Genomic DNA, 20,671 nt, shown 5'->3' with positions numbered 1-20,671 from the left:
CGCACACACCAGCCACCCCCGGCCTCAATGCCCCGCCGGGAGCAGGCGGGGCCAGACCCGAAGGGCCGGTAGTTGCCTCCGCAGGAGCGAACCACCCCCCCGCACGCCGCAAGCGGTGGTCACAATGCAGCCCCACAGGGGGAGGAAAGCGCCCACCATTTCTTCTGCTGCCAGGGCGCCGGGGGTGGGAGGGGTTCGTCGAGGTGGGTCGGGAAAGCCCGGCGCAAAGGGTCGGAGCGCACACCCCGAGGCGCCCCACACCAACCCACCACACACCCGCCACCAACCCCGCAAAGAAACGTGTGCGGGGGTGGCGCCGACGAGGGTTGCGCGAAGACCCGGCCGGGCTAGAATTCCCGACCCCGACGAACCACCATCCCCGGCACCACAAGAAACCCCCGCCCTCGAACCCCGAACACATCAAGAAACCCCCACCCCAGCCCCCATCAACGATCTAGGAGGGACTGGGCGAGGGGCAGGGAGCGCTCCGTCCCGGGGTCTGTCTCCACGAGGGGCCGAGCCCTGTCCCGGCCGGTCGGGACAGCGCCCCTCCGCCGCGGTCCCCGAAGACCTGGACCGCAGTCCCCGGCCCGGGTGAGCTGTCAGCGGTGCACGGTCCCGGGCGGGCGCTGCACCCCGGTCCGCAGGGTCAGGGGCACCAGGGCGAGCAGAGCCACGGCGGTGACGGCGAACGCGGGCCCGTAACCGAGCAGCTGGATGAGCAGGCCCAGACCCATGGCGCCCGCCCCGGTCCCGGCGTCGTAACCGATGTTCCACACCGCGCTGGCCCGCCCTTGCCCGGAGGTACCGGCACGGTCGAGCATGATCGTCACGGTGTCGTTCTGCACCGACCCGAAACCGAGCCCGAACAGCGCGGCCCCGCCCAGGATCAGCGCCGCCGGTACGGGTCCGGGCTGCTCGGAACCGGTACCGGTCCACATGGCCGCAGTCACCAGCCCCATGCCGAGTGCGCCCGAGACCATCGCGGGCATGAGCAGGACCGTGCGCCCGTACTGGTCGTACAGGGCACCGGCGGTCCAGCGGCCCACGACCACACACAGCGCGTACACCGCCAGCGCAGCGCTCACGAGCCAGGCGGCCTGCTCGAGGGGGATCGCCAGGAAGGTCACGATGCTGCTCGCGGAGATCGCGACCAGCAGCATCATGAGCAGGGGAGAGGCCAACGCCGCCCACAGCCTCAGGCCTCGGGGTGCATCGCTGTGGGAGGTGGAGGCCCCGGTCGTGGGGATGGAACGCAGGGCCGGGCGGTTGCGCCCGCCGTCGGCGGACCAGATCCCCGAGGCCAGGACCGCGGCGATCACACCGGTCGCGCCGGTCACCCAGAAGACGGGACCGAACCCGACCGCGAGTGCCACGGCCACACCTCCGGGCAGGATCACCACCTGGGGCAACCCGACCGCGAGCCCGTAGAGGCCGGTGGCCCGGCCGACCTGGGCGCGCGGGACCAGTCGCGCCGCCAGCGCCGTGCCCGCGACCGTGACCATGCCGAAACCGATGCCGCGCACCGCGGAGACGAGGATGAGCGGGCCCAGGTCGGCGGTGGCGGCGAACAGGGGCGTGGGCAGCCCCAGGACGAGCGACCCGACGGGGAAGGACCAACGGTAGGCACCGCGGTCCAGGAGCCAGGGCATCCCGAGCTGGGTGAGGACCGTGGTGAGCATGAACACAGCTGTGGTGGTGCCGGCGCCGAACTCGCCGGCCCCGCCCCGGGAAGCCCACAGCGGCACCAGGGGCAGGACGGCGGCGAACCCGCACAGTCCGATGGCGGTGGCGGCGATGAGCAGGGCGAACCCGCGCCCGCGCAGCCCGGGGAGACCGGTGTCGGAGTCGGGTGCGGCGGAGCTGGAGGAAGAAGGGCGGGGTCGGGTCATCCTTCCTTTCTAGTCGAGCCCCTCAAGCCTGTCCATGTGGGACTTCCGGGGGTTTGTCGCCCGTCCGGTACGTGCCTTCCTGCGCGCGTCCGGGCCGCCGGACGGCCGCGGAAACCCCGCCCGGCCCGTGGCGGATCAGCTCTCCGGGGCATGCCGCAGCCACCCGGCGATCCAGTCCCGCATACGCTCGGCGAGCGCGGGCTCGACCGCCCGCTCGGCGTGGCCCATGCCCGGAACGATCCACAGGTCCTTGGGGGCCCGTGCCGCGGAGTGGATGGCGGTGGCGTGCGAGGTGGGGAAGTAGGCGTCGGAGTCGCCGTGCACCACCAGCAGCGGCGCGGGGGAGATCTCCCCGGCGATCTCGCGCGGCTCGGCAGGGCGGGTGCTCCACCTGCGGTCGATGACCCGCACCTTGCGGAAGGTACGCAGGAAGAAACGCCCCACGCGCCCACCGACCCCCACGTGCAGCAGGCGCATCGGTCGGGTCCCGCGGTAGAACCAACGGCTCGGTCCGCTCACCGCCACGACCGCGTCCACGCCGCCGAAGATCGCCGCGTGCCGGATCACGACCGCCGCGCCCATGGAGAAGCCGACCGTGACCACACGCTCGTACCCCAGCTCCCGGAGACGCGTCAGCACCGCCTCCAGGTCGTGGATCTCCGCGTTGCCCACGGTGCTGCGCCCCTCGGAACCGTGGTGGCCACGGAAGTCGAAGGTCATGACGTCGCCGACCGCGTACATCGTCTCCGCGATCGTGCGCGTGTACGGGTTGCGATGGGTACCGGTGAAACCGTTGGCGAGGACCACGGCCGTGGTGCGGGCCTCGGCACCGCGCAGCAGGACTGCGTCGATCCCGATCCCGTCGGAGGTGGTCAGCCAGTAGCGGTGTTCGCCGCTCCGTAGTGGTTGCTCAGGCACATCGGACACGCCTTCCATCCTGCCCCACGGAGCGGCCCGGAGGGGTCTTCGACCCCACGGGTAGCGAGGGAAACGACGTCAGGTGTCGGTCTGGAACCGGTACCCGCGGCCCGCCTCGGTGATGAGGAACTGCGGGCGGGCGGGGTCGGGCTCCAGCTTTCGCCGCAGCTGAGCCATGTACACCCGCAGATAGTTGGTCTCGCTCTGGTACGCCGGGCCCCACACCTCCTGCAACAAGCGGCGTTGGCTCACCAGGTCCCCCGGACACTGCGCCAGGATCTCCAGGATGTGCCACTCGGTCGGTGTCAACCGCACCTCTTCGTCCCCGATCAGCACACGTTTGGCGCCCAGGTCCACCGTGAACGCCGACGTCACCACCTCCGGCGCGGCCTCCTCCGATGCCGACCGCCGTTCGGCCGCCCGCATCCGGGCGAGCAGCTCGTCCATCCCGAACGGTTTGGTGACGTAGTCGTCCGCGCCCGAATCCAGGCACCGCACCTTCTCCCCGGCCGAATGGCGCGCCGACAGCACGATGATCGGAACCTGGGTCCACCCGCGCAGGCGCCGGATCACTTCCAACCCCTCCATGTCCGGCAACCCCAGATCCAACAGGACCAGGTCCGGACGGTTCCGGGTCACCAGGCGCAGCGCGTCCGCGCCGCCCTCGGCGGTGTCGACCTCGTGGCCGCGCGCCCGCAGGTTGATCCGCATCGCCCGGATGATCTGCACGTCGTCGTCAACGACCAGCACCCGCACCGGTCCCCCCTTCGTCCTCCGACTCCACCGCACGCAGGGTGAACACCATGGTCAGCCCGCCACCCGGGGTGTCCTCCGGAGTGAGCCCGCCCCGCATCGTCTCCACGAAACCGCGTGCGACCGCCAACCCCAGCCCGACGCCCGTCCCCTGCGGAGCGTCCCCGAGGCGTTGGAAGGCCTCGAACATACGTTGTTTGCCCTCGTCCGACACACCGGGACCGCGGTCGACCACACGCAGCTGTACCTCATTGCCGTGTGCACTGGCGTTGACCAGGACCGGGACCGTCGGGTCCGGGTTGTGCCGCACCGCATTGCTCACGACGTTGGCCACCGCGCGTTCCAGTAGCCCCGCGTCGGCGTACACGCGGGGCAGGCCGTCGGGCACGTCCACCCGCACCGCACCGCGGGGAAGCCCCAACAGTGTGGCGGGCACGACCTCCTCCAGCCCCACCGCCCGTAGTTTTGGACGCACGCTGTCGGTGTGCACCCGGCTCATGTCCAGCAGGTTGTCGATGAGCTGGTTGAGGCGGTCCGTGGACTCCTCCGCGGTCTCCAGCAGGTCGTCGCGGTCCTGGGGCGTGAGTTCGATGTCGGTGGCGCGCAGACTCGACAGGCTCGCCTTGATGGAGGTCAGCGGGGTCCGCAGGTCGTGCGAGACCGCCGCCAGCAACGCCGTGCGGATCCGGTTGCCGGCCGCCTGCCCGCGCGCCTCGGCCGCGTCCCACTCCAACCGCTGTTGCTCCATGGCGATAGCGATGTGGGCGGCGAAGGCCCACAGCACACCCCGGTCAGCGGCCGGAAGTACACGCCCCTTCAGTGCCAAGGTCAGCCCGTCGTTGATCGTGACCAGGACGTCGGCGTCCTCCTCGGACTCGCACACCGGCGTCCCGACGGTGTTGACCACGCGCCAGCCGCCGCCGTCCACACGTTCCAGCAGTGCCGCCGACCGTTGCCCGAAGGTCTCGGTGATACGCCTCAGCAACGCCGGCAGCGGTTCGTTCCCCGCCAGGACGCTCCCGGCCAGCAGGGAGACGGCGTCGGCCTCCGCACGCCCCCGGGCCGCCTGTGCCGCCCGGCGCGCCGCGACCTCCACCACGAGCGCCACCAACGTGCCCACCAGGATGAAGGCCACCAACGCCAGAAGATTGTCCACCGACACCGAGGGGCGCCCGTGCAGGGGGGAGAGGAGCACAGTCAGCAGTAGAGCGCTCCACAGCGCCGACACCAGAGCCGGGAACAGGCCGCCCACCGCGGCGGTGGCCACCGTGATGAACAACAGCAGCAGCGATTCCGAGGCCGGGCCGATGTTGTCGAAGGTCGGCAGGGCCAGTGTCAACGACAACAGGGGCGGAGCCACCAGAGCCAGGCCCCAACCGGTGACCAGGCGGTGCTCGCCCAGGCCGCGTCCGGGTTTGGACAGGGACCAGCGCCCGCTGCCGACCTCCTCGTGCGTGACGATGTGCACGTCGATGTCGCCGGAGTCCCGGGACACCATCGCGCCCACACCCGGCCCCAGCGCGTACTGCCAGGCAGGACGGCGCGAGGAGCCCAGCACGATCTGGGTTGCGTGCACCCCGCGGGCGAACTCCAACAACGCCGTGGGCACGTCGCTGCCCACGACCTGGTGGTAGGTACCGCCGAGCTCGGCCAGCAGGCGCCGCTGCCGCAGCATGTCGTCGGTGGGCGGCCCCGCCAGACCGTTGGGCGGCAGCACGTGCACCGCCAACAGGTGGCTGGGGTGGGGACCGCCGCCGCGTGAGCGCGCCGCGACCCGGGCCGCGCGCCGGATCAGCGTCTCACCCTCCGGGCCGCCGGTCAGCGCCACCACCACCCGCTCGCGTGCCTCCCACGTCACGCTGATCTCGTGCTCGCCCCGGTACCGGGCCAGGCCCTCCTCGACCCGGTCGGCGGTCCACAGCAGCGCCAGTTCGCGCAGCGCCGCCAGGTTGCCCTCGCGGTAGTAGTCGGACAACGCCGCGTCCAGGCGCTCGGGCGGGTGCAGGTCCCCCTGGGAGATGCGTCGGCGCAGCTCCTGTGGTGAGGCGTCGACCAGCTCGACCTCGTCGGCGCCGCGGACCAGTTGGTCGGGGACGGTCTGTGTGGGCCGGGAGCCGGTGATCTCCTCCACCACGTCGTTGAGGGACTCCAGGTGTTCGATACCGACCGTGGTGACCACGTCGATGCCGGCCGCCCGGATGTCCTCCACGTCCTGCCACCGGGTGGCGTTGCGTGCCCCGGGAGGGTTGGTGCGGTGCAGTTCGTCCACGACGACCAGGTCCGGGACGCGCGCGATCACCGCGATCACGTCCATGGCCCCGGACTCGTGCAGGGGGAGCGTGCTCAACCCCTCCAGGAGCGCACCGGTGTGTCGGCGTCCGTGTGTGACCGCGGCGCCCACGAGCACTTCGGCGCCGTGCGCGGCCCTGCGGTGCGCCTCGGTGAGTGCGCTGTAGGTGGTGCCGACGCCGGGCGCGTATCCCAGGTAGATGCGGAGTTTTCCTCGTGCCACGGCATCCATTGTCAGGGCGGTGCGGAGCACACGGAACGCTCCCCGGTACGGCCCGTCCCGATCCCTCGGAACCGCCGGAGCGCCCGGTCCGGCCCCGCCCCCGTGTGCAGGACCGAACCTCTTCCGGTGCAACCTTCGGCCGACTCCGGCCGTCCCACGTGAGACGGCGGTTCCTCGGGGACTGCCGTGAGAAGCTCTCGGTCCCGGCCCGTCCGGTCGAAGCAGCACAGTAACGCCCCCACGACGTGTATCGGGAGTACCCACCCATGTCGGCTCCACCCCCGCAGGGCCCCCACGGCCCGAACCAGGGGCCCACGGTCCCCAACAGCCCGGCCCCTACCCCGGTCGGCCCCAGGGTGGGCCGCCGCAGCCCCCGCCCGGGTACGGCCCGCAGGGCCCGCCCCCCGGACACGGACAGCAGCCTCCCCAGGGTCCTCCGCCCGGCGGTCCTCACGGTGGTGCACCGCAGGGCCCGCCCCCGCCCGGCTACGGGCAGCAGCCGCCTCCTCCGGGCGGCCGTGGCGCTTCCGGTTCCCGCAGGGGCTTGATCGTCGGTGGGGTGGCCGGCGGGGCCGCGGTCCTGCTCATCGCGGCCGTCGGTGTCGCCGTGCTCTCCGGGTCGACGACCTACGGGACCCTGGCCGAGGACCGCTGCGAGGACATCCTGTTCGAGGAGGACTTCTCCTCCTTCGGTGGCGGCGCGAGCGTCAACATCGACGGTGAGTACGAGGAGAACGGCGGCATCGCCGACTCGCACGTTCTGGAGTGCTCGGTCAGTTACGGCTCGGCGGAGAACTACGAGCACGCCGTCCAGGTCCTCGTCGAGATCCACGAAGCCGGCTCCACGGGTTTCGAGGAGGCCGCCGAGGACATGTCCGACGAGGTGCGGGACCTGGAGTCGGAGCTGGAGCCCGGCGAGCTGGGCCGGCCGTCCGGCAGCAGCGACCTCGTCGACACCACGGGCGATGCCATGTGGGAACACAGTTCCCTGGGCGACGAAGGCGTGGTCATGGCGATGCCGAGCGCGGGAGAGTACATGCCGGACATGGCCGCTGCCTTCTTCCGGGAGGAGAACGCCTTCTTCGGGATCTTCGCGGGACAGCCGGCCTCCGACGACTTCGACCCGGAGACGGGGATCGCCGACCTCGAAGCCCTCGGGGGACAGGTCCACAGCTCGGTCCAGGACGTCAACGAGTCACCGTAGGGGCCGAACGGGGACACGCCGGGGGACGGTTCCGCCCGCCCCGGCGTGCAGACCGTCCCGAACAGCCCCGTGAACACCGGAAGGGGCGCCGCGTTCCGTCCGGCGGACCGCGGCGCCCCTCCTCGCACGCCTGCCGAACGTGTCCCTCAGGAACGTTCGGGCACCAGCTTGCCGGGGTTGAGCACCCCCTCCGGGTCCAGCGCCGACTTCACCGAACGCAGGATCTCCGCACCCAACGGGCCGATCTCCGAGACCATCCACGGACGGTGGTCGGTGCCGACCGCGTGGTGGTGGGAGATGGTGCCCCCGGCCTCGGCGATCGCGTCCGAGACGGCCCGCTTGGCCCGGTCCCAGCGCGAGAGCGGGTCCGAACCGGCGGCGGTGGCCGCCGTGAAGTACAGCGACGCGCCGGTGGGGTAGGTGTGCGAAACGTGGCACAGGATGACCGCGCCGCCCTCCTCGCCTTCGAGGGAGCCCCTGAGCGCCTCGGTCACCGCCTCGTACAGTGGGAGCAGACCGGTCCAGGTGGTGGCCGTCTCCAAGGTCTCGGCGAGAACGCCCGCGCCGAGCAGGGTGTCGCGCAGGTAGGGGGAGGAGAAGCGGTTCTCCCTCCAGTGCGCGACGGGTTCCGGCCCCAGGCGGGTGCCACCGGCTCCGGTCATGAGTCGGCGTACGAGGCCGGCGCGCGTCTCGACCTCCTCCGCGGTTCCCTCGAAGCCGAGGACCGCCTGGCAGCCGGGGGTGGCCTCGCGTCCGCCCAGGGCAGCGCCCACGAAGGTCTCGGACTCGTCCAGGATCCGGGCCATGGTCGGGCGGACGTCGGACTGGGCCAGAATGCGTAGGGCCTCGGTGCCGGTCGCGAAATCGGGGAAGGACCATGCCTCGTCGAGCACGGTCTCGGGCAGCGGGCGCACCCGCACGCCGACTTCGGTGATGACACCCAGGGTGCCTTCCGAGCCCAGCACGAGACGTTTGAGATCGGGGCCCGCGGCGGAGGCGGGCGCTCCGCCCAACTCCAGGGTCCCGCGCGGGGTGGCCATACGCAGGGACACGACCATGTCCTCGAACCGCCCGTACCCGGCGGAGGCCTGGCCCGCCGAACGCGTGGCGGCGAACCCGCCGATGGTGGCGTACTCGAAACTCTGCGGCAGATGGCCGAGGGTGCAGCCGTGTTCGCCCAGGAGTTCCTCGGCACGCGGGGCACGCAGGCCGGCGCCCAGGACGGCGGTCGAGGAGGTGTGGTCGACGGAGACGAGACCGTCCAGACGGCGCAGGTCGAGGGAGACGACCGTCCCGAAGGGACCGCGCAGGGGATCGACACCGCCCACGACACTCGTCCCGCCGCCGAAGGGCACGACCGCCACACCCTCCGAGGAACAGAGTTCCACCAGGCGCTGGACCTGCTCGTGGTCGGCGGGCCGGACCACCGCGTCGGGTGCGGGGTCCGCCTGACCGGAACGGCGCCTCAGCAGGTCGGGTGTGCTCTTGCCGCCCGACCTGCGCAGGCGCACGGCGTCGCCGGTGAGCACGTGGTCCGTACCGACGATCCCGGCGAGGAGCTCGCGCAGGCGGTCGGACAGGTGTGAGGGCGGGAGGTCGACGTCGGCCTCTTCGACCGGGGGGATCGGACTCACGTCGGCGTGCAGGGCCTGCACGATGAGGTCGCGCAGGGCTGGGTCGAGTGCCTCGGCGCGCTCGGGGTCACCCCAGGCGAACCAGCTCATCTCGGGCGCGGAGGGTGTGGTTTTGTCGTGGGTCATGCTCTACAGTTTTACACATGACGTCAAAACGTAACGTAGAGGACGACATCCTCGACGCGGCCAGGACCTGCGTGGAGGCCTTCGGGGTACGCCGGACCACCCTCACCGACGTCGCTCGGCGTGCAGGTGTCAGCCGCCCCACCGTCTACCGGCGTTGGCCCGACGTGACCGCGCTCGTGGCCGACCTGCTCACCCGCGAACTGCGCACGATCCTCCTGGACGAGGAGGAACTCGCACAGGAGGACCGGGAGGAGGAAGCGACCCGTACCCGGCTGGTCCGCCACGCCGGCGGTGTCGCCCGCGCCCTGGCCACCCACCCCTTGTTCACACGTGTGGTCGACAGCGAGCCCGAACTCCTGGCGACCTACACCTTCCACCGGCTCGGAACCAGCCATCGGGCGGCGCTCGAGGTCATCGAACCCACTGTCGTGGAGGGCCAGGCCGACGGATCGGTCCGGCCCGGGGACCCGGCGGTCCTGGCCCGGACGGTGCTGGTGACGGTGCAGAACACCGTGACCGGGCGGCGCCTCTTCGACGACCTGATCGACGAGGAGGCGCTCGTGGGCGAGCTCGCCACCCTCCTGGACGGCTATCTCGCCCCGCCGGGCCCGCGACCGCAAGCGCACTCACCCTGACGGCCCCGGCCGTCCCGACCCCGGCGGCCGCGCCGCTCCCGCCCCACCATCCGTCTTCCAGGAAGGCTCACACCATGCGCTCGACCGTCCCCGCCCCCTCCTCCCTCAACGCTGCCCGCAGGGACGCCGACCTCGCGCACCTGGAATCCTCACCCGAGATCGACGTCCTGGTCGTGGGCGGCGGTGTCACCGGGGCAGGGGTCGCGCTCGACGCGGCCTCGCGAGGCCTCACAACCGTCCTCGTCGAACGCGACGACCTCGCCTTCGGGACCAGTCGCTGGAGCTCCAAGCTCGTGCACGGCGGTCTGCGCTATCTCGCCAAGGGCCGGTTCGGGATCGCCTACGAGAGCGCACGCGAGCGCGACGTCCTCATGCGTGTGACCGCACCGCACCTCGTGCGGCCGTTGCCCATGGTGGTACCGGTGCACCGGCACATCGGCGTGGGCAAGGCATTCCTCTCGCGTAGCGGTATGGGCCTGGGTGATCTTCTGCGCCGAGCGGTCGGGACCCCGCGAGAGCTCCTCCCGCCCCCGCGTACCCTCAACGCACGCCAGACCCTGCGCCTGCTGCCGACCGTGGCCCCCCGGGGCCTGCTCGGCGGCGTGCTCTCCTTCGACGGCCAACTCGTCGACGACGCCCGTCTCGTGGTGGCCCTGGCCCGCACCGCTGCACGTGAGGGAGCGCGTGTCATCACCCGGTGCTCGGCCGAGAACCTCACCCACGACGGGGCCACCCTGCGCGACGAGAACACCGGACGGCTGATCCCCCTGCGTCCGCGCGCGGTCGTCAACGCCACGGGTGTACACGCCGACACCCTCGACCCCGGGGTCCGGCTCAGCCCCAGCCGCGGTACCCACCTGGTCCTGGACGGCGCGGCCCTCGGGCGGCCGCAGGCCGCGCTCACAGTGCCGGTGCCGGGGGGCCTGTCGCGTTTCGTCTTCGCCCTCCCGCAACCCGACGGGCGCGTCCTGGCCGGACTCACCGACGAACCCCTCGAGGGAACCGTGCCGAGGGTCCCGCACGCGCCCGAGGAGGACGTGGACACGTTGCTGTCCCAGTTCAACCGGGTCCTGGGCACGCACCTCACACGCGCCGACGTCCTGGGCACCTTCGCCGGGCTGCGTCCCCTACTGCACGGGGAAGGCGCGAGCGCCGCCCTCTCGCGTGAGCATGCCGTCACGGTCGCACACGACGGGACGACAACCGTGGTCGGCGGCAAACTCACCACGTACCGGGCCATGGCCGAGGAGGCCGTCGACACCGCGGTCGCCGCCCACCGGCTGCCCGCCGGCCCCTGCCGTACCCGCGACCTGCCGTTGGTCGGCGCGGCATCCGCCGGGGAGCTCGCCGGTATCGACGCCCCCGGAACGCTCGTGGCCCGGTACGGGGCCGAGGCCCCCGCGGTGGTCGCCGAGGCGCACGGGGACCCCTCACTCCTGCAACCGGTCGTGCGCGGGCTGACCGGGGCGGAACTGCGGTTCGGCGTGCGCCACGAAGGGGCCCTCGACGTGGAGGACCTCCTCGACCGCCGCAGCCGTGTGGGGCTGGTGCCCGGCGAGCGAGCCGAGGCCGAGGCCGCGGCCGAGGAGGCTCTGCGGGCCGTCCGGTGAGACCGGTACGCGGGAGCACGCGACCCCCGTGCGTGATGCGGGCGGGGCGGGCCCGCGGGGGCAGGAGAGTACGGCGCGTGCGGACCCGTGTGCGGCCGGGGCGGGGGACTGCGGACGGCCGTCCGGCACGTGGGTCCCACGAGGGCACGCGGCGACCGGAAGAGCCCGCACCCACGGGAGAAGGGCGGAATGCACCACATGAGTCTCCCCTGTCCCACTGGCAGATCTTGGCGTAAGGTCGTAACCGATCCGAGCCGCCCTCCCCCGCGGCCGGAAACTCCCGCAGCCGCCCCCGCGGAGAGGTGCCCCGGGCACCGTCCCCGAGGCTCTGGCCACACGAGTCGCCCCGCCGAAGGAGTCGTTCATGCCTACGCTCGTCTCAGTGCCCACCCTGACTCAGGCCGAGGAGACCGTTCTCTCGGGGGTACCGGACGAGTACCGGCACTACTTCAACGGCCGCACGCCGGTACCGTTCACCAAACGCCACTGGGAGTTCTCCGGAACGTCGGTGAGTATCCCGCTCGCCCGGGCCTTCCTCGACACCTGTGCCGCCGGCCGGGACTCCGATTTCCGCTACGTCTTCTCCCTCCTGGGGACCGAGTTGGCCACCAACGCCATCCGGCACAGCCGCTCGGGTGAGGAAGGGCAGACCTTCGTGCTGCGTGTGACCCGCAGCGGCAACGGCCTCACCCTGGTCTGTCGCGACAACGGGTGCCCGGTGCGCGCTGAGCCGGGGGACGCGGAGGAAGGCGGACAGCTGAGCCCGGCGCCGCTCGAGGGGGAACACCTGACCGCGGAGAGCGGCCGCGGCCTGGCACTCGTGGACAGCTTCGCCACCACGTGGGGCGACAACGGCCACCCGAGTATCCGCAAGGTGTGGTTCCATCTGGCCTTCGACCTGACCGGAAGCTCCTGGCCCGCGGCCTGAGGCCGCGCTTCGGTCCCCATACTCGGGCCCCGGCTGGAGAGCTGGTGGGGCCGGGCCCCAGGGCACGTGCACGGTGCAGGGTCTCCTGAGCTACAAGAAGCCCGGGTAGCTCAACCACATGAAGGGCTCGGCCCTTTGTGTGGCGGGGCATTCTGTTTCTTGTGGAGAGGCGCAGAGAAGTGGCGGGGGAGAGAGGTCAGTCGTCGCCGTCGTCGTCGCCGGTCAGGGCGTCCACGGCCACGGCCACGCTGATGACCAGGGCCGGGTCCCCGCCGATGTCGTTCCGGTGGCTGTTGACGTCCACCGCGTAGGTGTCGCGCAGGCGGAACCACTTGCGCGAGACGTGCGCGACCGTCCCCTCCTCGTCGCTGATGACGTACTCCTTGTCCAGGAAGTCACCGGTGACCTCCCAGTCCGGGCCGTCCTCGATCTCGACGTTGAGTTTGTCGCGTACCGGGTTGAACAGGCGTGTGCGCACCGTGGCGACCGTCGAGTCGTCCCGCTCGATCGCCATCTGGTCGCGGACCTTGAACAGTTTCTTGCGGATCCGGGTGAGCACGTCCCCGTCCGGGGACTTCAGCTCGAAGGTGGTGCGCAGCCGCAGGGCCTTGCCGTCGACCCAGAAGACCCGCTGATCGTGTTCGTCGGTCACCCAGAAGTCGTCACCGATGTCGAAGACGCGTTCGCGTACGAGGAACTTCATCTTCCGAGCCTAGAGCACACATTTCGGCTTCGTGCCCGCGTCGGCCCGGGCCGACCGCCCGGCCGGGTCAGGCGTTCCGTTCGGCGGCACGGACGATCTCGTCCAGGTGCCCGCCCGCCGTGGCCGACTGGCCCACCCCCAGTCCGAGGGAACCGGCCTTCATGAAGGAGCCGGCGTTGGCCGCGTCGATCCCGCCGGTGGCCACCACACGCAGTTCCGGGTAGGGCCCGGAGAGCGCCGAGACCCATGGGGCACCGAGGGACGAGGCGGGGAACGCCTTGACGGTGGCCACGCCGAGCCGCAAGGCCTGCCCGGCCTCGGTCGGGGTGGCCACGCCCGGCAGGAACGGCACCCCTGCCTGTCCGGCCGCGTGGACGGTCTCGGTGTTCAGGTCCGGTGCCACACCGAACCGTGCGCCGGCTGCGACCGCCGACTCCAACCTCTGCGGTGTGGTCACGGTCCCGGCGCCCACGGTGTGCCGTCCCGCAGCGGCCCGGACGACCGCTTCCAGCGCGTGCAGTCCGTTCTCGCTCTCCACGGTCACCTCGACGAGACGGACCCCGGCGGCCCACGCCTTCTCTGCGTTGGCCACCGCTTCGTCGGGGGAGACCCCGCGGATGATCACCATCACGGGGGAGCCGGCGAGCCCGGAGGCGAAGAAGTCCGCCCAGTCCGGGGCGCCGGGACGGTCTGTGGTCGCTGTGGCGGGCGGGACGGTCATGTTCGGCTCCAACCGAGTTCGTTGCTGATGGCGTTCGCAGTGGCCCTGAGGTCGTCGACCAGGCCGAGCAGGTCCTCGCGGTCCAGGGTTACCTCGGGGGCCGAGACGGAGATCGCCGCCTCGACCCGGCCGGTCGCCCCTCGCACGGGTGCGGCGACACAGTGGATGAATTCCTCGTGTTCGAAGTCGTCCAGGGCCCAGCCCCGGTCGACCACTCGTGCCAGGTCCTCGGCCAGCTCGCCCGGGTCGGTCCGGGTGTTCGGGGTGTGGCCCGGGTACGGGGGAGCGCCCAGCAGGGACCCGCGTTCCTGCGGGTCGATGTGGGCCAGGATCGCCTTGCCGACCCCGGTCGCGTGCAGCGGCGCCCTGGCCCCGACGTAGGAGTACATCCGGATGCTCTGGCGGGACTCGACCTTGTCGAGGTAGACGATGCTGTCGCCGTCCAGGGCCGCCAGATGCACGGTGTGCCCGGAGGAGGCCCCCAGCGCGCGCAGGTGTTCGTGGGCCGCGGCACGCAGGTCGAGCCCTTCCAGGGCCTCGTGGGCGAGCGCGGCCATGAGCGGGCCGATCCGGTAGCGGCCGTCCTCCGAACGGCGGACGAAACGCTCCTCCTCCAGCGTGCGCAGCAGTCGCAGCGAGGTGGTGCGGTGCACGTCGAGGCGTCGGCCGAGTTCGCTGATGGTCAGGGGGCCGGAGGAGAGCTCGACGAGGATGCGGAGGGCACGCTGGACACTGCTCGACAACTGGGAGTCTCCTTCTGGTCGGTCCGTTCGGTCGGGTGTCCCCTCACCCGGTTCCGTGGGACTGCGACGCGGCCACGGCACCGACGCCCGGACGGGTACGCGGAGGAATGTCGTCGTGCACCCCCAGGACCTGGCCGGCCAGTCGTGTGCCTTCGTCCAGACAGTCGTCGATGGGGGCACCGGAAAGCAGTGTATGCAGCACACCGGCGGCGAAGGCGTCGCCGGCCCCGACCGGCTCGACGACCTCGACGTCGGGGGCCCCACGGCTCCAGGAACGGCCCTCCGAATAGGCGGTGGCCCCTCGGGCGCCCTGTTTGACGACCAGGAGCCATGGTTCGGGCAGGAGGGCGCGGACCTCGTCGGTGCTGCGTGAACCCCACAGCGCCTCGGCCTCGTCGAGGCCGCAGAAGACGACGTCGGCGCTGCGAGCCGCTTCGAGCAGCGGTTCGGTGTGGTGGGGGCCGTGCAGGGCGGGCCGGTGGTTCACGTCGAAACTGCGGAGCGTACCGGGACGGTCGGTGGTGAGCATACGCGTGACCAGCGCGGCGGCCGACTCGGACAGCGCCGCGGTGATGCCCGTGGTGTGGACCAGCCCGGGTGCGTGTTCCAGGATCCTGTCGGCGTCCTCCGGACCGAGCGTCGTGGCGGCCGACCCCCGACGGTAGTAGCGCACCCGGGTGCCCTCCGTGCCGAGCTCCTTCAGGTACAGGCCGGTGGGGCGTTCGGGATGGAAGCGGGCCTCGCACCTCACGTTCTCGGCCGTGAGGGTCCGGTGGATCCGCATGCCGAGCCCGTCGTCACCGAGGGCGCTGTGCCAGACCACGCGGTGACCGGCACGTGCCAGGTGCACGGCGACGTTGGACTCCGCGCCGCCGGCCAGCAACCGGAAGGAATCGGCGTCCTCGGGCGCCTCGGGGGGATCGGGCACCAGCAGCGCCATCGTCTCGCCCACACACACCGCGTCGATACCGAACCCGCCCTGCGCTGACTGCTTCACGCGTGTCCTCCCTGTGCGGCCCCGGTCTCCGGGGTGTTGACCTCCGACTGAACAGGATGCTAATTCTTTTGATGAACAATACGCAACACTGCTGCGCATACCGCAGCATCCGGGGGTTTGTATGTGGGATCTGCTGCTGCGCGGTGGCCGGGTCGTCGACCCCGCATCCGGCCACGACCGCGCAGCCGACGTGGCAGTGCGCGACGGCAGGATCGCGGAGGTGCGCCCCACCGGCCCCGCGGGCGACCGGGCACAGGAGCCGGAGCCGGCGGCCGAGGTCGTCGACGTCCGGGGGAAGCTGGTGACCCCGGGACTGGTCGACGCCCACACCCACGTGTGGCACGGCGCCGGCTACTGGGGGCTGGACCCCACACCCGTCGCGTGGCGCACGGGTGTGACCACCTGGATCGACGCGGGATCGGCCGGCGCCTACGCCATGGACGGGCTCCGCCGCCACGTCGCCGAACCCGCGAGCGTGCGGGTGCACGCACTGATCAACGTCTCCGGGCTCGGACTCGTCGCCGAGACCGGCGAGCACCGCGTGCTCGACCACCTCGACATCGACGCCGCGGCCGCGGTGGTGGCACGCCAGGGCGGCTTCGTGCGCGGGGTCAAGGCCCGTATCGACGCCCGTACCGTCGGGGAGAACGGCCTCGAACCCCTCCACCGGGCCGTGCGCCTGGCACGAGTCCTGCAGCGTCCGCTGATGGTCCACGTGGGGTACGGCCCTCCCACCATCGCCGAGATCGCACCCCTGCTCTCCGAGGGCGATGTCCTCACCCACTGCGCCTCCGGCGCTCCCGCCGACCTCGTGACCGGCGGGGGCCTCACCGACGCCGCCGCACGCGCCCTCGACGCCGGTGTGGTCTTCGACCTGGGCCACGGATCGGGGGCCTTCGCCTACGACGTCCTCGAGACCGAACTGGCGGCCGGTGTGCGTCCCCTGATCTCCTCCGACCTGCACATCCGTTCCGTGTACGGTCCCGCGTTCGACCTGCCCACCGTGATGGCCAAGATGATGGCCGCCGGGCTCGGCCTGTACGAGGTCGTCGAGGCCGCCACCGTCCGGCCCGCCCGCGCGTTCGGGCTCGGGGCCGGCACGCTCGCCCCCGGCGCACCGGCCGACATCGCCGTCTTCGACGTTCAGGAGGGCCCCTTCGCGCTCCCCGACGTGCACGGCGGCCTGCGGCAGGCACCCGTGCGGCTGCGGAACACGGCCACCTACGTCGCGGGACGCCTCCTCCCGCCCAGCGCCGCCGAAGCCCCGCCCCCCTGGATCCCGCTCAGCCCCGCCCAGAAACACGCGGAGGCCGGACGGCAGCAGCGCACCCGGGACTCGGTCCAGCACTTGTCCTCCCCAGACGACTTCGACGAGCCCTTCCCACGCCACGGAGCCTGACCATGAACCGAGCACAGAACGGAACCCGAACGGATTCCCCGGCCGGCTACGGAGCAGCCGGCCCGGACCCGGACCGGCTCGACCAACTGGAGAACCGGAGCGTCGAGGCGCGCTCCCTGCCGCAGAGCCCGACCAGCCCAGCCGAGGTCCGGGCCGCCGGGCTACGGCTGGAGGACCTGTGGCTGCCCGCGGTCACCCTCCACAGGCAGGCCCTCCACCACAACCTCGACCGGTTCGCCCGCTGGTGTGCCGAACGCGGCCTCGAACTGGCGCCGCACGCCAAGACGACCATGGCCCCGCAGCTCTGGGCCGCCCAGGCCGAACGCGGCGCGTGGGCGCTCACCGCTGCCACCGTCGCCCAAGCACGTGTGATGCGCGGGGTCGGCGTCTCCAGGGTCGTCATCGCCAACGAGATCACGGAACCGGCGCAACTGGCCTGGCTCGCCGAGTCCTTGGCCGACCCGGACTTCGAACCGATGTGCCTGGTCGACTCGCCCGCCGGCCTGGAACTGATGGAACGGGCCCTGCGCTCGGCACGGAGACAACTCCCGGTCCTCGTGGAACTGGGCGTACCCGGACGCCGCACCGGCGTGCGCACCGTCGAGGAGGCCCTGGACCTCGCCGGACGGGTCGCGCGGAGCACGGCCCTGCGCCTGGCCGGGGTCGAGGGGTTCGAAGGCGTCTTCCCGCAGCGCAGGGACGACGACTCGCCCGAGCGCACCCGCACCTGGCTGGGCCGCCTTCCCGAGTTCGTCCGCCGCGCCGACGCCCGGGGCCTCTTCGCGGACGCGGACGAGATCGTCGTGACCGCCGGCGGCAGCAGCTACCCGGACCTGGCCGCCGAGGCCTTCTCCGGTCTGGAGGGCCTGTCCGTGCCGGTGCGGCCGGTCGTGCGCTCGGGGTGCTACATCACCCATGACGACCTGTTCATGGAACGCGCCTCGCCCCTGCGGTCGGGGGCCGACCCCGACCCCCTGCGCCCCGCGCTCTCGTGCTTCGCGCGTGTGCTCTCCTGCCCCGAACCCGGGCGGGTGCTCTTCGGCGCGGGCAAACGCGACCTGTCCTTCGACATCGACCTGCCGGTCCCCCGCGCGGTCCTGCGCGAGGGCCGCCGTGTCCCCGTCGGGGCGGGGGCCCGGGTCGTGGAGCTCAACGACCACCACGGGTTCCTCGACCTGGACGCCGAGGCACCCCGGTTCCAGGTGGGGGACGTGGTCGAGTTCGGGTTGTCCCACCCCTGCACGGTCTTCGACAAGTGGTCCCTGATCCCGGTCCTGGACGGCGACGACCGTGTCGTCGACGCGGTCCGCACCGTGTTCTGACCCGCTCCGAGGCCCTGCAAGGACCGAACGCCCCGGAAGAAACACCAGAAAGAGGAGGATTCCCATGGCCAAGAAGACCATCCACGCACCCGAGGCCGCCCCGCCCGGCGGCCCCTACTCCCAGGCCGTGGTCGCCGGCGACTTCGTCTACCTCGCCGGAGCCACGCCCCACCGCACCGACCGGTCCCTGGTCGAGGGCTCCTTCGCGGAGCAGGCACACGCCACCTTCACCAACCTCGCCAAGACCGCGGAGGCGGCCGGATCGAGCCTCGACGACGCCGTGCGGGTCGGGGTCTACCTCCGCGACCTCGACGACTTCGCCGAGATGAACACGCTCTTCGCCGAGTACTTCGCGACCGAACCGCCGGTCCGCACCACGCTGCAGGCCGACCTGCCGGGTTTCGCCATCGAGGTGGACGCGGTTCTCTACAACCCGGCCGAATGAGCCACGGGCCCCGGACCGCACCCGGGGCCCTTCCCCCCGTCCCCGGGTGCGCCCCTCACCGGGCAGAGCCGGGCGAAGGAGATCCAACATGAATGACACAACAAGCCTGATCTACCTGCTGGTCCTGGCCGGCACGGTGGTGCTCATGCTCGGGATCGGAGTGTGGGTGGCCCGCCGCAACCGCAGCGGTGAGGACTTCCTCCTGGCCGGGCGCAGCCTCACCACACCCCTGCTCCTGGGGACCACACTCGCCACGTTGGTGGGCACCGGCTCCAGCCTCGGGGCCGTCGGGTTCGCCTACGAGAACGGTTGGGCCGGAGCGCTGTACGGCGTCGGCGGCGCCGTCGGCGTGCTGCTCCTGCTCTGGCTCTTCTCCGGTGTGCGCAAGCACGGGTTCATGACCTTCTCCGAGGAGATGAGCTACTACTACGGCGCCAGCCGGGCGGTGAAGGGCGTCGTGTCGATCGTGATGCTCCTGGCCTCCGTGGGCTGGCTGGGGGCCCACATCATGGGCGGGGCGCTCTACCTCTCCTACCTCACCGGGCTGGACCCGACCACGGCCAAGATCGTGATCGCCGTGAGCTTCGGGCTCTACACCGTGGTGGGCGGATACCTCGCCGTCGTCATCACCGACGCCATCCAGGGCACGATCCTGTTCATCGGCTTCACCGTTCTGGCCGTGCTCGCCCTCGTCCGTGTGGGCGGCTTCGAGGGCATCGGTGAGAACGTGCCCGAGGAGGCGACCTCGATGCTCGGTGTGGACGCGATCGGCCTGCTGCCGGGGATCTCCCTGGCGTTGGTCGTGGCCGTGGGTGTGTTGGCCACCCCCTCGTACCGGCAGCGCATCTACTCCGCGTCCGATGTCCGCACCGTGCGCAAGAGCTTCGCCTGGGTGGCCGGCCTGTTCGCGGCGTTCGCGATGCTGCCCGCCGTCGCGGGGATGGCCGCCCGCGGCCTGGAACCCGGGTTGGACAACCCCGACATGGCCTTCCCCTACCTGGCGACCACGCTGTTCCCGCTCTGGCTCGGGGCCTTCCTCCTGATCGCCGGGCTGTCGGCCACCATGTCCTCGGGCGACTCCGACGCGATCGCCGGCGTGACGATCCTGCTGCGCGACGTCGCCCACCTGGTCACCGGTCGGCTGCCCAAGGCCGAGAAGATGGTCTCCTACTCCCGGATCGCCCTGGTGGCCGTCCTCGGGCTGGCCCTGGTCTTCTCCCTCATGGCCACCACCATCATCGCCTACATCGAGCTCATGATCTCGACGATCCTCACCGGGCTGCTCGTGGCCTCGCTGCTGGGCAAGTTCTGGCCCCGGGCCACGTGGCAGGGCGGTCTGGCTGCCCTGATCGGGGGTTCGGCCATGGCTCTGGCCGTGCACAACGTGTCAGCATGGACCGACTTCTGGGGCAACCCGGTGATCCCGTCGATGCTCACGGCCCTGGTCGCGGGGGTCGTGGTCAGTCTGGCCACCCCGCGCCGGAGCGTCTCCCACGAGGAGGCACTGCGGTTGCTGGCGGAGGAGAGGGCCGAGCTGGACGTCGGTACCCGGGTGCGGAACGGGTCCCCGGACCCGGACGCGGCCACCGGCGAAGAGCGCTCGGCCCCGGACGACCGGGTGAACTGAACACGTACCCCGGGCAGGGCCGTGCCAGGGGCCGCCGGGAGGACCGCTCCTCCCGGCGGCCTCAGGAGGGTGCGGTCTCCCCCTCGGCGGTGATCGCGAGCCGGGTGCCGTCCGACATCGACAGCACGAGCTCCACCGCCTCGTCCGCCGCCAAGGGGCGGGTCGGTGCGTCGAGCTGTACTCGGCGGTCCCCGGGACGGAGCACGGTCTCCTCACGGACGGTGATGCCGTCCAGCCCCGCCTTGACCCGTTCACCCTCCTCGTCGGTGGTGGTGACCAGGTTCGCGAACGTGAAGTCGGGGCTGGACGCCGAGACCAGCGAGAGCGTCCGCCCCCCGGTGTTGCGCAGCTCCATGTACACGTAGGCGGTCGCGCCCACCTTCTCCCAACCCCACCGGGCGTTCCGGGCCTCGACACTCATGATTACCCCCATGATCACTGAGAGTTGTAACTCTAGTGCTCAGTGTGTGCCTTCCGCCGACCGACAGGCGGAGCACGTGGG

The 20,671-nt window shown here is 71.7% G+C and carries 18 protein-coding genes; 8 read left to right on the top strand and 10 right to left on the bottom strand.

Annotated elements, in window-relative coordinates:
* Nucleotides 1–602: 602 nt before the first annotated feature.
* The 4 genes from D456_RS0110550 to D456_RS23950 all read right to left on the bottom strand — a co-directional run bounded on the left by D456_RS0110550 (nucleotide 603) and on the right by D456_RS23950 (nucleotide 6,084).
* On the bottom strand, nucleotides 603–1,892 hold the full coding sequence (locus D456_RS0110550; protein WP_017576146.1) for an MFS transporter: 1,290 nt from the start codon (nucleotides 1,890–1,892) through the stop codon (nucleotides 603–605).
* Nucleotides 1,893–2,027: 135 nt separating this feature from the next.
* Nucleotides 2,028–2,828 carry an alpha/beta hydrolase gene (locus tag D456_RS0110545; RefSeq protein WP_193373824.1) on the bottom strand — a complete coding sequence of 267 codons (801 nt, stop codon included), beginning with the start codon at nucleotides 2,826–2,828 and terminating at the stop codon, nucleotides 2,028–2,030.
* Between the two features lie 60 nt (nucleotides 2,829–2,888).
* Nucleotides 2,889–3,566 (bottom strand): response regulator, encoded by a 678-nt coding sequence (locus tag D456_RS0110540; protein WP_017576144.1) that lies wholly within the window; start codon nucleotides 3,564–3,566, stop codon nucleotides 2,889–2,891.
* Complete coding sequence (locus D456_RS23950; protein WP_083904555.1) at nucleotides 3,547–6,084, bottom strand: ATP-binding protein; 2,538 nt, start codon at nucleotides 6,082–6,084, stop codon at nucleotides 3,547–3,549. Before D456_RS23950 ends, D456_RS0110540 begins: the two co-directional genes overlap by 20 nt.
* A gap of 535 nt (nucleotides 6,085–6,619) precedes the next feature.
* On the opposite strand from D456_RS23950, the gene D456_RS0110530 reads away from it, so the two are divergent.
* Nucleotides 6,620–7,279, top strand: coding sequence for a hypothetical protein (locus D456_RS0110530; protein ID WP_230479941.1), 660 nt, complete (start codon nucleotides 6,620–6,622; stop codon nucleotides 7,277–7,279).
* Nucleotides 7,280–7,425: 146 nt separating this feature from the next.
* Here the strand turns inward: D456_RS0110530 and D456_RS0110525 are convergent, their stop codons facing one another.
* Nucleotides 7,426–9,039 (bottom strand): FAD-binding oxidoreductase, encoded by a 1,614-nt coding sequence (locus tag D456_RS0110525; protein ID WP_017576141.1) that lies wholly within the window; start codon nucleotides 9,037–9,039, stop codon nucleotides 7,426–7,428.
* A gap of 17 nt (nucleotides 9,040–9,056) precedes the next feature.
* Here D456_RS0110525 and D456_RS0110520 point away from each other — a divergent pair, with 17 nt between their 5' ends.
* From D456_RS0110520 to D456_RS0110510, 3 genes are all read left to right on the top strand, one after another.
* Complete coding sequence (locus D456_RS0110520) at nucleotides 9,057–9,674, top strand: TetR/AcrR family transcriptional regulator (RefSeq protein ID WP_026115751.1); 618 nt, start codon at nucleotides 9,057–9,059, stop codon at nucleotides 9,672–9,674.
* Between the two features lie 74 nt (nucleotides 9,675–9,748).
* Nucleotides 9,749–11,284, top strand: a complete 1,536-nt coding sequence (locus D456_RS0110515; RefSeq protein ID WP_017576139.1) for a glycerol-3-phosphate dehydrogenase/oxidase — start codon at nucleotides 9,749–9,751, stop codon at nucleotides 11,282–11,284.
* A gap of 364 nt (nucleotides 11,285–11,648) precedes the next feature.
* Nucleotides 11,649–12,212, top strand: a complete 564-nt coding sequence (locus D456_RS0110510; protein WP_026115750.1) for an ATP-binding protein — start codon at nucleotides 11,649–11,651, stop codon at nucleotides 12,210–12,212.
* A 196-nt stretch (nucleotides 12,213–12,408) separates the two neighbouring features.
* On the opposite strand, the gene D456_RS0110505 is transcribed toward D456_RS0110510, so the two are convergent.
* From D456_RS0110505 to D456_RS0110490, 4 genes are all read right to left on the bottom strand, one after another.
* Entirely contained in the window at nucleotides 12,409–12,915 is a 507-nt protein-coding gene (locus D456_RS0110505) for an LURP-one-related/scramblase family protein (protein WP_017576137.1), read from the bottom strand.
* A gap of 67 nt (nucleotides 12,916–12,982) precedes the next feature.
* Entirely contained in the window at nucleotides 12,983–13,636 is a 654-nt protein-coding gene (locus tag D456_RS0110500) for a bifunctional 4-hydroxy-2-oxoglutarate aldolase/2-dehydro-3-deoxy-phosphogluconate aldolase (RefSeq protein ID WP_017576136.1), read from the bottom strand.
* Nucleotides 13,633–14,379: an IclR family transcriptional regulator gene (locus D456_RS0110495; protein WP_017576135.1), complete on the bottom strand. Its 747-nt coding sequence runs from the start codon at nucleotides 14,377–14,379 to the stop codon at nucleotides 13,633–13,635. Before D456_RS0110495 ends, D456_RS0110500 begins: the two co-directional genes overlap by 4 nt.
* A gap of 43 nt (nucleotides 14,380–14,422) precedes the next feature.
* Entirely contained in the window at nucleotides 14,423–15,376 is a 954-nt protein-coding gene (locus D456_RS0110490) for a sugar kinase (protein WP_017576134.1), read from the bottom strand.
* A gap of 121 nt (nucleotides 15,377–15,497) precedes the next feature.
* Here D456_RS0110490 and D456_RS0110485 point away from each other — a divergent pair, with 121 nt between their 5' ends.
* The 4 genes from D456_RS0110485 (at nucleotide 15,498) to D456_RS0110470 (ending at nucleotide 20,169) form a co-directional block, all read left to right on the top strand.
* Nucleotides 15,498–16,775: an amidohydrolase family protein gene (locus tag D456_RS0110485; RefSeq protein ID WP_017576133.1), complete on the top strand. Its 1,278-nt coding sequence runs from the start codon at nucleotides 15,498–15,500 to the stop codon at nucleotides 16,773–16,775.
* A gap of 2 nt (nucleotides 16,776–16,777) precedes the next feature.
* Nucleotides 16,778–18,097: an alanine racemase gene (locus D456_RS0110480; RefSeq protein WP_017576132.1), complete on the top strand. Its 1,320-nt coding sequence runs from the start codon at nucleotides 16,778–16,780 to the stop codon at nucleotides 18,095–18,097.
* Between the two features lie 64 nt (nucleotides 18,098–18,161).
* On the top strand, nucleotides 18,162–18,542 hold the full coding sequence (locus D456_RS0110475; RefSeq protein WP_017576131.1) for a RidA family protein: 381 nt from the start codon (nucleotides 18,162–18,164) through the stop codon (nucleotides 18,540–18,542).
* An 88-nt stretch (nucleotides 18,543–18,630) separates the two neighbouring features.
* The gene (locus tag D456_RS0110470) at nucleotides 18,631–20,169 is read left to right on the top strand and encodes a sodium:solute symporter family protein (protein WP_017576130.1); all 1,539 of its coding nucleotides are present in this window, start codon (nucleotides 18,631–18,633) and stop codon (nucleotides 20,167–20,169) included.
* 61 nt (nucleotides 20,170–20,230) lie between these two features.
* Here D456_RS0110470 and D456_RS0110465 read toward each other — a convergent pair whose 3' ends face one another.
* Nucleotides 20,231–20,590, bottom strand: a complete 360-nt coding sequence (locus tag D456_RS0110465; RefSeq protein ID WP_230479942.1) for a copper chaperone PCu(A)C — start codon at nucleotides 20,588–20,590, stop codon at nucleotides 20,231–20,233.
* Between the last annotated feature and the right edge of the window lie 81 nt (nucleotides 20,591–20,671).

Source organism: Nocardiopsis kunsanensis DSM 44524 (assembly GCF_000340965.1).
Lineage (GTDB): Bacteria > Actinomycetota > Actinomycetes > Streptosporangiales > Streptosporangiaceae > Nocardiopsis > Nocardiopsis kunsanensis.
This window is presented reverse-complemented; position numbering and strand designations above follow the sequence as displayed.